This window comes from Streptococcus sp. KHUD_013 (assembly GCF_052588545.1).
In genome coordinates, this window is the sequence record NZ_CP186264.1 from 429,338 (window position 1) to 441,582 (window position 12,245).

General features: G+C 42.3%; 12 protein-coding genes. 10 read left to right on the forward strand and 2 right to left on the reverse strand.

All coding sequences use genetic code 11. From position 1 onward, the window contains the following. Positions 1-211: 211 nt before the first annotated feature. Entirely contained in the window at positions 212-1,174 is a 963-nt protein-coding gene (locus ACOXXR_RS01895) for an asparaginase (protein WP_023024226.1), read from the reverse strand. A gap of 64 nt (positions 1,175-1,238) precedes the next feature. On the opposite strand from ACOXXR_RS01895, the gene ACOXXR_RS01900 reads away from it, so the two are divergent. Further along, positions 1,239-2,666 (forward strand): Cof-type HAD-IIB family hydrolase, encoded by a 1,428-nt coding sequence (locus ACOXXR_RS01900; RefSeq protein WP_023027196.1) that lies wholly within the window; start codon positions 1,239-1,241, stop codon positions 2,664-2,666. Positions 2,667-2,835: 169 nt separating this feature from the next. Here ACOXXR_RS01900 and ACOXXR_RS01905 read toward each other — a convergent pair whose 3' ends face one another. Next, a complete protein-coding gene (locus ACOXXR_RS01905; RefSeq protein ID WP_023024222.1) occupies positions 2,836-3,288 on the reverse strand; it encodes a universal stress protein in 453 nt (150 codons plus the stop codon). Between the two features lie 212 nt (positions 3,289-3,500). Here ACOXXR_RS01905 and ACOXXR_RS01910 point away from each other — a divergent pair, with 212 nt between their 5' ends. The 9 genes from ACOXXR_RS01910 to ACOXXR_RS01950 all read left to right on the forward strand — a co-directional run bounded on the left by ACOXXR_RS01910 (position 3,501) and on the right by ACOXXR_RS01950 (position 12,107). Continuing rightward, positions 3,501-4,715 carry a pyridoxal phosphate-dependent aminotransferase gene (locus tag ACOXXR_RS01910; RefSeq protein ID WP_023024219.1) on the forward strand — a complete coding sequence of 405 codons (1,215 nt, stop codon included), beginning with the start codon at positions 3,501-3,503 and terminating at the stop codon, positions 4,713-4,715. Between the two features lie 184 nt (positions 4,716-4,899). Beyond that, positions 4,900-5,688 (forward strand): GTP-sensing pleiotropic transcriptional regulator CodY, encoded by a 789-nt coding sequence (gene codY / locus ACOXXR_RS01915; protein WP_445278634.1) that lies wholly within the window; start codon positions 4,900-4,902, stop codon positions 5,686-5,688. Beyond that, entirely contained in the window at positions 5,688-6,257 is a 570-nt protein-coding gene (locus ACOXXR_RS01920) for a cysteine hydrolase family protein (protein WP_048691730.1), read from the forward strand. Before codY ends, ACOXXR_RS01920 begins: the two co-directional genes overlap by 1 nt. 136 nt (positions 6,258-6,393) lie before the next feature. Next, positions 6,394-6,696 carry an Asp-tRNA(Asn)/Glu-tRNA(Gln) amidotransferase subunit GatC gene (gatC, locus tag ACOXXR_RS01925; protein ID WP_002884769.1) on the forward strand — a complete coding sequence of 101 codons (303 nt, stop codon included), beginning with the start codon at positions 6,394-6,396 and terminating at the stop codon, positions 6,694-6,696. After that, on the forward strand, positions 6,696-8,162 hold the full coding sequence (gene gatA, locus ACOXXR_RS01930; protein WP_445278635.1) for an Asp-tRNA(Asn)/Glu-tRNA(Gln) amidotransferase subunit GatA: 1,467 nt from the start codon (positions 6,696-6,698) through the stop codon (positions 8,160-8,162). The genes gatC and gatA overlap by 1 nt, the downstream gene beginning before the upstream one ends. Continuing rightward, on the forward strand, positions 8,162-9,607 hold the full coding sequence (gene gatB, locus ACOXXR_RS01935) for an Asp-tRNA(Asn)/Glu-tRNA(Gln) amidotransferase subunit GatB (protein ID WP_445278636.1): 1,446 nt from the start codon (positions 8,162-8,164) through the stop codon (positions 9,605-9,607). Before gatA ends, gatB begins: the two co-directional genes overlap by 1 nt. Before the next feature lie 330 nt (positions 9,608-9,937). Beyond that, positions 9,938-10,579: a TetR/AcrR family transcriptional regulator gene (locus tag ACOXXR_RS01940; RefSeq protein WP_445278637.1), complete on the forward strand. Its 642-nt coding sequence runs from the start codon at positions 9,938-9,940 to the stop codon at positions 10,577-10,579. Beyond that, positions 10,576-10,956 (forward strand): hypothetical protein, encoded by a 381-nt coding sequence (locus tag ACOXXR_RS01945; protein WP_445278638.1) that lies wholly within the window; start codon positions 10,576-10,578, stop codon positions 10,954-10,956. The genes ACOXXR_RS01940 and ACOXXR_RS01945 overlap by 4 nt, the downstream gene beginning before the upstream one ends. A gap of 110 nt (positions 10,957-11,066) precedes the next feature. Continuing rightward, positions 11,067-12,107 (forward strand): 2,3-butanediol dehydrogenase, encoded by a 1,041-nt coding sequence (locus ACOXXR_RS01950; RefSeq protein WP_445278639.1) that lies wholly within the window; start codon positions 11,067-11,069, stop codon positions 12,105-12,107. Positions 12,108-12,245 lie beyond the last annotated feature (138 nt).

Sequence of the window (12,245 nt, forward strand, 5' to 3'; positions counted from 1 at the left end):
GAAATCGAATTCTAACGAATTACCGATTCCTGTCCCACTCTCTTTTTATCTTTTTTTAAGTTTGTGGACCTATAATCGTAAAAAATAGAAAAGAGGTCCTAGCTATGCGAACCATGTTGAAATTCATCTTGTCAGTCATTATCTCAGTTCATCAAAGCTATTTTTAAATTCAAAGGCGGATGGATTAACCATCACGCCTTCTATCCTTATTTTACCCTTCCATATAGTCTCTTAATTCTTCATCTTTTAAGCCAGCATTGATGGCAATCAAGAGTTTTAACCGAGCTTTAGCGGCATTGAGCTCTTTCACAAAGAAGATACCGTGATCGTGAAGTTGAACTCCGCCCCCGTCGTAAGCATAGACGGGTTCTGCAATCCCGTTAAAACAACGGGAAACCAAGGCAATGGGAAGACCGGCTTCCTGAAATTCAAATAGTTTCTCAGCTACTTCCTTAGGAAGATTTCCTGCTCCAAAGGCTTCAATAATCAAACCATCCATTTGATGGACATCTAGTAGATCAAGGAGTTCTGTTTTCATGCCAGCATAGGCGGAAATAATGGGGACGACTCCCTTGATTTCTTGCAAATCAAAACGCACACGGGGTTCAGCTGTTTTGAAGAAAAGAACTTCTTTTTTCATAACCAATCCTAGAGGACCATGTGTTGGGGTCTGGAAGGTGCTGACATTGGTTGTATGTGTTTTGGTCACGTACTTGGCTGCATGGACTTCATCATTCATCACGACCAAGACACCCTTGTCTTGTGATTTGGAATCTGCCGCAACTCGGATGGCCGTCAGATAGTTATAGACACCGTCACTTCCTAATTCGTTGGAGCTTCTCATGGCTCCTGTCAGGACTACAGAAATAGTTGGCAAGTCCATGGTATCTAAGAAGTAGGCTGTTTCTTCGAGAGTATCGGTACCATGGGTGATGACAATCCCATCATACTGGTAAGCCTCTTTCTGAATCTTATGATAGAGTTGCAACATGTGCTGAGGAGTTACATGAGGGCTTGGTAAATTTAAAAAATCTTCTGAAGTGAGCTCAATCCCAGCTAGTGACAAATCAATATGGTTCATGGGGTTGGCTGAATTGGTCACGACAGCTCCTGTGGCATCAGCCTGCATGGAGATGGTCCCTCCTGTATGAAGGGCCAAAATTTTCTTAATCATGTGTGTCTCCTTGAAATGTGTGTTATAATTTATTGTATCATAAAACGGAAAGAAAGCAGTTATCATGGAAATAAAAGCGGTCTTTTTTGACATTGACGGAACCTTGGTCAATGATAGTCGAATGGTTTTAAAGTCAACTGAAAAAGCCATTCGCGCCTTAAAGGAACAAGGGATTTTTGTTGGTTTGGCGACAGGGCGAGGACCGTTCTTTGTCCGTCCTTTTATCGAGCGTTATGACTTTGATTTCGCAGTCACCTATAATGGTCAGTATATTTTTACCAAGGACAAGATTTTATCTGCCTCTCCGATTGATAAGAAGAATCTTCGTCTCTTAATTGAATATGCAAAGAAACATCGCATCGAAATTGCTTTAGGGACAGAAGATGGAGTCGAAGGCTCTCGCATTATGAGTTTTGGGATGAGTCCGATTTCTCAATGGTCTGCACGTTTTGTACCGAAAGGTTTTTCGAAGGCAGTTAGTCAGGGCTTCAATAAGGTAGTCAGCAAGGCTGTTCCTCAGGATCAAAAGCAACTGCTACAAATTGCTCAAGGACCGGTTTATCAGGTTCTCTTATTAGCTAGTCCCAAGGACACCCAAAAAGTTGAGCAAGCTTTTCCTGAATTAAAATTCACTCGTTCTAGTCCCTTTGCGGCAGATGTCATCAACCCTGATAACTCAAAAATGGAGGGGATTCGGATTGTAGGAGAAGCATTTGGCTTCTCGATGGACCAAGTTATGGCCTTTGGAGATTCTGATAATGACATAGAGATGCTTTCGGGTGTCGGTCTGTCAATTGCGATGGGGAATGGGACCAGCAAGGTCAAAGAAGTGGCTCAGCACACAACGACTAGTAATACCAAGGACGGAATTCAAAAAGCGCTGGAACATTTTGGAATTATTACGGATCAGACTCTTTTTGTCAGTCGCGACGACCACTTTAATAAGGTCAAAGCCTTCCATCAACTCATGGATGGTCAAACTCAGGAAGAACCAAAGGCCTGGGACAATCAAGAGGCTCTTTACCGAACCATGTTTAAGCAGGAAGAATTGGTTGAATTTATTCGGGCAGCTAGTAAGGATGAAGCAATCTTCGATCGTTCAATTGAAAAATTGCATCAAGCTCTAGATGAGGCAGCGAATAAGGTTCGCAGCAAGCATCCCGCCGAGATCTCCATGGTAGGGCAGGTCGATGCCTTGATTGATACGCTGTATCTGACTTATGGTAGTTTCGTTCTAATGGGGGTCGATCCTGAAGAGGTCTTTGAGATTGTTCACCGCGCCAATATGGGGAAAATTTTCCCAGATGGTCAGGCTCACTTTGATGAAGTCACGCATAAAATTTTAAAACCAGACGACTGGGAAGAAAAGTATGCACCTGAACCAGCTATTCAAAAAGAGCTGGAACGGCAAATCAAAGCTTATCAAAAACATTGCTCTGAAAAGACAGTAGAATCTGAAGAAAATAAAAGAGAGTGGGACAGAAATCGGTAATTCGTTAGAATTCGATTTCGTCGTCCCACCTCCGCACAGTTGAGTAGGGCTGTAAAAGCTGATGAAATCAGCGTAGTAGAGCCCACTCAACCACTGCGTCTTGCTCGACAATCCAAAGACAATTGAGAGGCTAGGACTTTTGTCCCAGCCTCTTTGTTTTTTATAAAGTTTATAAGGTCTTTTCGGTCTCACGCACCACTAACAAATCAACTTTGGCATGGCGGAGGATGTATTCAGAAGAAGAGCCGACTAGTAAACGTTCAAAAGCATTTAGACCAGTCGCCCCAACCATGATGAGATCAACTTCCTCTGCTTCAGGGATATCAGTCGCTAAGAGGACTTTTGGATTTCCCATTTCGACCACTGAAGCAATATTTTGGACACCGGCTTCTTTTGCACGTTTGATATAACCTTCTAATAGTTCATTAGCTTCTGTTTGGAATCCTTCATACACCTCAGCATCAAAACTAGAGACACTTTGTAAGGCACGTGTATCAACGACATGAGCAAGGGTAAGTTTAGATCCGTTTCGCAACGCAACATTGACCCCTTTCTCAAAAGCGAGTTCAGCTTCGCGAGATCCATCAACTGCGACCATGATGTTTTCGTATTTTTGAGACATGTTCCGTCCTCCTTTAATGCTTGAAAACGTGAAAAGAAATGGAAGAACCCATTTATGTTACCTATAATTATATTTTAAACCTTTTACCATAGAAAGTAAAGGTCAAATCAGATATCTATAGGATTTCATTGAGAATGAAAGAGGTTGCTCAGTTGTACTCGAGATTAACTAGTGGTATAATGGAAGCAGTTTGATAAAGTGAGGAAAAAATCATGAAAGAATACAATAAGTCCGTCAAGCTAGAGCACGTTGCTTACGATATTCGTGGTCCAGTCTTAGAAGAAGCGATGCGCATGCGGGCCAACGGGGAGAAAATCCTTCGCTTAAATACAGGAAATCCAGCAGAATTTGGGTTCACAGCTCCCGACGAAGTCATTCATGATTTGATTATGAATGCTCGGGATAGTGAAGGGTATTCAGATTCAAAAGGAATTTTTTCTGCCCGTAAGGCTATTATGCAGTATAGCCAATTGAAAAAGATTCCGAATGTTGAGATTGATGATATCTATATCGGAAATGGTGTCAGTGAGTTGATCGTGATGTCCATGCAAGGCTTGCTCGATAATGGCGATGAAGTACTTGTGCCAATGCCAGACTATCCACTTTGGACAGCAGCAGTCAGCCTAGCAGGTGGTAATGCAGTGCACTATGTCTGTGATGAAGAGGCTGAGTGGTATCCTGATATTGATGATATCAAGTCGAAAATCACTTCAAACACCAAGGCTATCGTCGTGATTAACCCAAATAACCCGACCGGAGCTCTCTATCCAGATGAGATTTTGTTGGAAATTGTCGAAATTGCTCGTCAACATGGCTTGATTATCTTTGCAGATGAAATTTATGATCGCTTGGTCATGGATGGTGCCAAACACACAGCCATTGCTAGTCTCGCGCCAGATTTGTTCTGTGTCAGCATGAACGGCTTGTCCAAATCACACCGCATCGCGGGCTTCCGTGTGGGCTGGATGGTCTTGTCTGGACCAAAACACCACGTGAAGGGCTATATCGAAGGTTTGAATATGCTCTCCAATATGCGTCTGTGTTCAAACGTCTTGGCTCAACAAGTGGTCCAGACTTCTTTGGGAGGCTACCAGTCAGTGGACGAACTCTTGCTCCCAGGGGGTCGAATCTACGAACAACGGAACTTTATCTACAAGGCCATCAATGATATCCCAGGGCTTTCAGCTGTCAAACCAAAAGCTGGTCTTTATATCTTCCCTAAGATTGATCGCGAAATGTACCGAGTGGATGATGATGAACAGTTTGTCTTGAATTTCTTAAAACAAGAAAAGGTTCTCTTGGTTCACGGACGTGGATTCAACTGGAAAGAGCCAGATCATTTCCGGATTGTTTACCTTCCTCGAGTAGAAGAATTGGCTCAAATTCAAGAGAAGATGACTCGTTTCTTAAAACAATACAAACGATAAGTGTAAGAGAAATCGCTAATAGGCGGTTTCTTTTTTTGAATGAATCCAGCGAATATTTTGTTACATAAGGCTAATTTTTCTGAATTGAATAGAATTGTAGAAAAAATAAATAATTTTCAGATAATTTGATTGAAATTCCCCCACTTATATGATATACTTTAGCTGACTATATGCGAGGTTTATTATGGCTAAATTATTAGAAAAAACGAGAAAAATTACATCTATCTTGAAGCGGTCTGAAGAACAGTTGCAAGATGAAATGCCTTATAATGCAATTGCCCGTCAACTGGCTGATATTATTCATTGTAACGCTTGTATTATTAATAGCAAGGGAACTCTTCTTGGTTATTTCATGCGCTACAAGACGAATAATGACCGGGTAGAAGCCTTTTTTGAAAATAAAAAATTACCTGAAGATTATGCCAAGGCAGCTAGTTTGGTCTATGAAACAGAAGCCAACCTTCCTATCGAACATGATTTGACAGTCTTTCCAGTAGAGACCAAATCTGATTTTCCAGAAGGCTTGACGACTATTGCCCCTATCCATGTATCTGGGATTCGTTTGGGATCTTTGATTATCTGGCGCAATGACAAAGAGTTTGACGATGATGATTTGATTTTGGTTGAGATTGCCAGTACCGTAGTGGGGATTCAAATGTTGAACTACCAACGTGAGGAAGATGAGAAGAATATTCGTCGCCGGACTGCGGTCAATATGGCTGTCAATACCTTGTCCTATTCAGAATTGCGGGCTGTATCTGCCATCCTCGGTGAATTGAAGGGAAATGAAGGGCAGTTAACTGCTTCTGTGATTGCGGATCGGATTGGTATTACCCGCTCTGTGATTGTCAATGCGCTGCGAAAATTGGAGTCAGCCGGTATTATTGAAAGCCGTTCTCTCGGGATGAAGGGAACCTACCTCAAAGTCTTGATCCCAGATATTTTTGAAGAAATTAAGAAAAGAGACTACTAATGACTAAAGCGTTAATTTCGATTGACTACACCGTTGATTTTGTAGCGGATGAAGGTAAGTTAACAGCAGGAGCTCCTGCACAAGCTATTTCTGAGAGCATTGCCCAGGTGACCCGGCTAGCCTTTGACCAAGGGGCCTATGTCTTTTTTGCGATTGATGCTCATGATGTAGACGATCCCTTTCATCCAGAAAGCAAGCTCTTCCCACCTCATAATATCATTGGGACTAGTGGACGGGATTTGTATGGTCCTTTAGCTGATTTTTATCGGGAGCACAAAGCGGATCCACGCGTCTTTTGGATGGACAAGCGTCATTATTCTGCTTTTTCAGGAACTGATTTGGATATCCGCCTCCGGGAACGTGGCGTAGATACGGTTATTTTGACGGGAGTCTTAACGGACATTTGTGTTCTTCATACAGCAGTGGATGCCTATAATCTAGGCTATCAGATCGAAGTGGTCGCGCCTGCAGTGGCGTCGCTCACTCCTGAAAATCACCAGTTTGCTTTAAATCATTTCAAACATGTTTTGGGAGCAAAAGTGGTGAATGAACAATTAGAAGAATTGTAAGATTAGAGTTCGAGGAGAATGGCCTAATGCTTAGCCTTCCTCGGACTCTATTTTCTTGCCAAACTACCGCATAAATACTAAAAATATGGTAAAATAGAGGGTATTGAAAAATCATCATTTCACGAAAGGAAGCAAGATGAAAATTACGCAAGAAGAGGTAACCCACGTTGCCAATCTTTCAAAATTGAAATTCTCTCCAGAAGAGACAGCTGAGTTTGCGACAACCTTGTCGAAGATTGTCGACATGGTGGAATTGTTGGAAGAAGTGGACACAACCGGTGTTGCCCCAACAACGACCATGGCGGATCGTAAGACCGTATTGCGTCCGGATGTTGCTGAAAAAGGGACGGACCGTGACCGCTTGTTTAAAAATGTACCTGAAAAAGATAATTACTACATCAAGGTACCAGCTATCCTAGAAGATGGAGGAGATGCCTAATGTCATTCAACCATAAAACCATTGAAGAGTTGCACAACCTCCTTGTCTCTAAGGAAATCTCAGCAACGGAATTGACACAAGCGACGCTGGACGATATCAAGGCGCGTGAAGAAGCGGTTAATGCTTTTGTAACGGTGGCCGAAGAAGCTGCCCTTGCGCAAGCCAAGGCTATTGATGAAAAAGGAATCGATGCAGACAACCTCTTGTCAGGGATTCCACTTGCTGTCAAAGACAATATCTCAACAGATGGCATCTTGACGACTGCGGCATCAAAAATGCTCTATAACTACGAACCAATCTTTGATGCGACAGCGGTTGCCAATGCGAAAGCTAAAGGTATGATTGTCATCGGAAAAACCAATATGGACGAGTTTGCCATGGGTGGATCTGGTGAAACTTCATACTATGGCGCGACTAAAAACGCTTGGGACCACAGTAAGGTTCCTGGTGGATCTTCTAGTGGTTCAGCAGCTTCTGTAGCTTCAGGGCAAGTTCGTTTGTCTCTTGGTTCAGATACAGGTGGTTCTATTCGTCAACCGGCTGCCTTCAACGGGATTGTTGGCCTCAAACCAACTTATGGAACGGTTTCACGTTTTGGTCTCATTGCCTTTGGTAGCTCACTTGACCAAATTGGTACTTTCTCACCAACGGTTAAGGAAAATGCCCTCTTGCTTAATGTCATTGCTAGTGAAGATGCCAAGGATTCAACATCTGCACCTGTTCGTGTAGCAGACTTTACTTCTAAGATTGGTCAAGACATCAAAGGTATGAAGATTGCCCTTCCGAAGGAATATCTTGGGGAAGGGATCGACCCAGAAGTCAAAGAAACCATCCTTAATGCGGCCAAACACTTTGAAAAATTGGGAGCAACTGTCGAAGAAGTTAGCCTGCCTCATTCTAAATACGGGGTTGCCGTTTACTACATCATCGCTTCATCTGAAGCTTCTTCAAACTTGCAACGTTTCGACGGGATTCGCTATGGTTTCCGTGCAGAAGATGCTAAAAACTTGGATGACATCTACGTGAACACTCGTAGTCAAGGCTTTGGAGATGAGGTCAAACGCCGGATCATGCTTGGTACCTTTAGTTTGTCATCTGGTTACTACGATGCTTACTACAAGAAAGCTGGTCAAGTTCGTACCCTCATTATCCAAGACTTCGAAAAAGTTTTTGCGGATTACGACCTCATCCTTGGTCCAACAGCTCCAAGTGTAGCCTTTGATTTGGATTCGCTCAACCATGATCCGGTTGCCATGTACTTGGCTGACTTGTTGACTATTCCAGTCAACTTGGCAGGTCTTCCAGGGATTTCAATTCCTGCAGGTTTTGCTCAAGGTCTTCCAGTTGGTTTGCAGTTGATCGGTCCTAAGTATTCTGAAGAAACTATCTACCAAGCTGCAGCTGCCTTTGAAGCAACGACGGATTACCACAAGCAACAACCCCTTATTTTCGGAGGTGACAATTAATGAACTTTGAAACAGTCATCGGACTTGAAGTCCACGTTGAATTGAATACAAACTCAAAAATTTTCTCACCAACCTCTGCCCACTTTGGGAACGAGCAAAATGCCAACACTAATGTGATTGACTGGTCTTTCCCAGGGGTGCTTCCTGTCTTGAACAAGGGTGTTGTGGACGCTGGTATCAAGGCTGCTTTGGCGCTGAATATGGATATCCATCAGCACATGCACTTTGACCGTAAGAACTATTTCTACCCTGATAATCCAAAGGCCTACCAAATTTCGCAATTTGACGAACCAATCGGTTACAATGGTTGGATTGAAGTGCAATTGGAAGACGGCTCAACTAAGAAAATCGGGATTGAACGGGCTCACTTGGAAGAAGATGCCGGTAAAAACACCCACGGCACAGATGGCTTCTCTTATGTAGACCTCAACCGTCAAGGGGTCCCATTGATCGAAATCGTATCTGAAGCAGATATGCGTTCTCCAGAAGAAGCCTACGCTTATTTGACAGCCCTCAAAGAAGTCATCCAGTACACTGGCATTTCAGACGTCAAGATGGAAGAAGGATCGATGCGGGTGGATGCCAACATTTCCCTTCGCCCATACGGTCAAGAGGAATTTGGTACCAAGACGGAGTTGAAAAACTTGAACTCCTTCTCAAACGTCCGCAAGGGTCTTGAATACGAAGTGGAGCGTCAAGCGAAGATCTTGCGTTCAGGTGGGATTATTCGTCAAGAAACACGCCGTTATGATGAAGCCAACAAGAGTACCATTCTTATGCGGGTCAAAGAAGGAGCGGCGGATTACCGTTACTTCCCAGAACCAGACCTTCCCTTGTTTGAAATCTCAGATGAGTGGATCGAGGAAATGCGTACGGAGTTGCCAGAGTTTCCAAAAGACCGTCGTGCTCGCTATGTGGCAGAGCTTGGTTTATCTGACTATGATGCCAACCAATTGACAGCGACCAAAGTTACTTCTGACTTCTTTGAAGCAGCTGTAGCCCTTGGTGGTGATGCCAAACAAGTGACTAACTGGCTCCAAGGTGAAGTCGCACAATTCTTGAACGCAGAAGGCAAGACGCTGGAAGAAATCCAATTGACACCAGAAAACTTGGTGGAAATGATTGCCATCATCGAAGATGGAACCATTTCATCTAAGATTGCTAAGAAAGTCTTCGTTCATTTGGCGAAAAACGGTGGTGGCGCGCGTGAATACGTTGAAAAAGCTGGTTTGGTACAGATTTCAGATCCTGAAGTCTTGATCCCAATCATCCACCAAGTCTTTGCAGACAATGAAGCAGCCGTAGCTGACTTCAAGTCAGGGAAGCGGAATGCGGACAAGGCCTTCACCGGCTTCCTTATGAAAGCAACCAAAGGCCAAGCCAACCCACAAGTAGCTCTTAAACTACTTGCCCAAGAATTGGCGAAGTTGAGAGATAGTGAATAATAACAGGCCCCAAAGGTATCTTTCAGATTCATGACAAAGACATCTTAGAAACTTTCCTTAGGTGAGTACGGACGTCAGCGAACTTCGAAGAAGTTCCATGACTAATTATTGAGCCTAGGGTCTCAATAATTCCGAGTGCTAGAAACAATCGTGTTTCTAGCACTTTTCTCACAGCGGAAAGTTTCAATATATGTTTACATTCTAACAGGCACCTTTTAGTGTCTGTTTTTACTTTTTTAAAAGGAATAAAAAATGGATTTTAATTGACAAAGTCTTCTGGATTTAATACAATAAAAACAGACTGGTGGTCTGTTTTTGGAGGAGAATTACTTGAAACAAGAAATGAAATCAAAAAGAAGTAAAGATCAAATTATTCAAGCAGCCTTGTCCTTGTTTTCAAATAAAGGCTATAAAGAAACAACGATGGCTAATTTAGTAACAGTGACAGGATTGTCAAAAGGGGCTGTTTACCATCACTTTAAAAGTAAAGAAGAGATTCTACAGCTCTTAATGGAGAAAGAAACGAACTCCCTCTCAACTTTTCTAGAAGAATTGTCAAAAAACGAAGGAGTTTCATCAACAGATCGTCTATTACAATTAGTTGATTATTTAATAGGCAATGAGAATATGAAACAGCTTACTGGTATAGACTGGGCACAAAAGATACCGTTTGGTTTGTTGTTTTCTTTAAAAAATACGGTAAATATTCTTTCCAAATATGTAGGAATAATCATTCATCAAGGAAATGAGAAGGGCGAATTTTCTTGTAAATATCCTTTAGAGACAGCTACAACACTATCTCTATTAATTGATGTGTGGCTTGATCCAACTATATCAGGTGAAGAAATGATATCATTCTCACAAAAATTAGAATATATTGCATATTATTTAAACAGTAGTGGTGTTCCTGTTTTAACAGAAAAAAAGTGTCAAGAGATTAATAAGTTTCTTCTTAAAGGAGGTAGAAGATGAATCGGTTGTTAAGATTCTTATTTATTTTACTTATCACCGCCATGTCTGGAGCGATTATCTTCCAGCTATTCTTTCCATCTTATATGGGAAGTCATTCAGGATATGGTGTTTCTATCGGTTGGCAACGGGAGATTGGGATTTGGAATGTGGCAGTTCTTGTGATTCTCATTGCTGTTAATTTCAAATATGATTGGTTTTATCTTCGTACGGTTTTATTGGCCTTGATTGTTGGTGGCATCGGAATTGGGACCAATCATTTATTTGCTTATCTCAACTATCATTTGCCAGTAAATGCTATTGGAGCTTTTGAAAATTATCTTCTTGTTCTGGGCTGGATTGTCGGTTGGAAACTAGAGTCATCTCGGGCCGATAATTAAGATATTAACCGTCTGTTTCTTCTTGACAAAGTTTGTGAAAAGGCTTACAATATAGTTGTCGGGTTTCCTGAAAGGGAAATGCAATTCATGGAAATACAAAGGAGAAACACATGGAAACAATGAAAGCTGCCCGCTGGCATGGCAAGAAGGACGTTCGTATCGAGGAAGTGGAAGTCCCTAAAGTACAACCTCATCAAGTAAAGGTTGCGGTCAAATTCACGGGAATCTGTGGAACAGACTTGCATGAATACTTGGATGGGCCAATCTTCATTCCAACAGAAGAGCATGTTTATTCTGGTCAAAAAGCACCAGTAACCCTAGGGCATGAATTCTCAGGTGAAATTGTGGAAGTCGGAAGTGATGTGACTCGTGTCAAAGTTGGGGATCGCGTGACGATTGAACCAATTTTGGCAAAACATAACCTAATCGGTGACTACAACCTTGATCCAAACTTGAACTTCGTCGGCCTTGCGGCAGATGGTGGTTTTGCGAAGTATTGTGTGCTTGATGGTGATCTTGTGCATGTGATTCCAGATAGCTTGAGCTATGAACAAGCAGCGCTTACAGAACCTGCTGCCGTTGCTGTTTATGCCGTTCGTCAATCTGCATTGAAAACTGGGGATACAGCCGTTATCTTTGGTTTGGGGCCAATCGGTCTCTTGATCGTGGAAGCCCTTCGTGCGGCTGGTGCTTCAAAAATTTATGCAGTTGAATTGTCTCCGGAACGCCAAGCTAAGGCTGAAGAATTGGGTGCCATTGTGGTTCGTCCAGAAGAAGGTGAATCAATCGTTGAAGCGATCCATCGTTTAACAGGTGGTGGCGTCGATGTGTCTTATGAAGTAACAGGGGTTCCTGTTGTTCTTGGACAAGCTTTGGCAGCTGTTCATAAGGCTGGTGAATGTATGGTCGTATCCATTTGGGAACGTGAAGCGAGCATCAATCCAAATGAATTCGCTATTCAAGAAAAGACCCTCAAAGGGATTATCGCTTATCGCCACATCTTCCCTAAAGTATTGGAATTAATGGAACAAGGCTACTTCTCTGCTGAAAAATTAGTGACCAAGAAAATTAAATTGGAAAATATTGTTCAAGATGGCTTTATCGAATTAACGCAAGATAAAGCCCAAATCAAGATTTTGGTTGAGCCGTAATGTACCAAACTTATAGTATGAAACCAGTCCATATGGGCTGGTTTTTTTAATGAGAGAGAACAATATAAAAAGATAGTATAAATTGAGAAAACGCTTGCATAAATAATTTTTACATGCTATACTGGTTGAACACTAATC

What these genes read in the sequence shown, in the direction of transcription:
- ACOXXR_RS01895 (WP_023024226.1), bottom strand. Translation starts at nt 1,174, where the DNA reads ATGATTAAGAAAATTTTGGCCCTTCATACAGGAGGGACCATCTCCATG.
- ACOXXR_RS01900 (WP_023027196.1), top strand. Translation starts at nt 1,239, where the DNA reads ATGGAAATAAAAGCGGTCTTTTTTGACATTGACGGAACCTTGGTCAAT.
- ACOXXR_RS01905 (WP_023024222.1), bottom strand. Translation starts at nt 3,288, where the DNA reads ATGTCTCAAAAATACGAAAACATCATGGTCGCAGTTGATGGATCTCGC.
- ACOXXR_RS01910 (WP_023024219.1), top strand. Translation starts at nt 3,501, where the DNA reads ATGAAAGAATACAATAAGTCCGTCAAGCTAGAGCACGTTGCTTACGAT.
- codY (WP_445278634.1), top strand. Translation starts at nt 4,900, where the DNA reads ATGGCTAAATTATTAGAAAAAACGAGAAAAATTACATCTATCTTGAAG.
- ACOXXR_RS01920 (WP_048691730.1), top strand. Translation starts at nt 5,688, where the DNA reads ATGACTAAAGCGTTAATTTCGATTGACTACACCGTTGATTTTGTAGCG.
- gatC (WP_002884769.1), top strand. Translation starts at nt 6,394, where the DNA reads ATGAAAATTACGCAAGAAGAGGTAACCCACGTTGCCAATCTTTCAAAA.
- gatA (WP_445278635.1), top strand. Translation starts at nt 6,696, where the DNA reads ATGTCATTCAACCATAAAACCATTGAAGAGTTGCACAACCTCCTTGTC.
- gatB (WP_445278636.1), top strand. Translation starts at nt 8,162, where the DNA reads ATGAACTTTGAAACAGTCATCGGACTTGAAGTCCACGTTGAATTGAAT.
- ACOXXR_RS01945 (WP_445278638.1), top strand. Translation starts at nt 10,576, where the DNA reads ATGAATCGGTTGTTAAGATTCTTATTTATTTTACTTATCACCGCCATG.
- ACOXXR_RS01950 (WP_445278639.1), top strand. Translation starts at nt 11,067, where the DNA reads ATGGAAACAATGAAAGCTGCCCGCTGGCATGGCAAGAAGGACGTTCGT.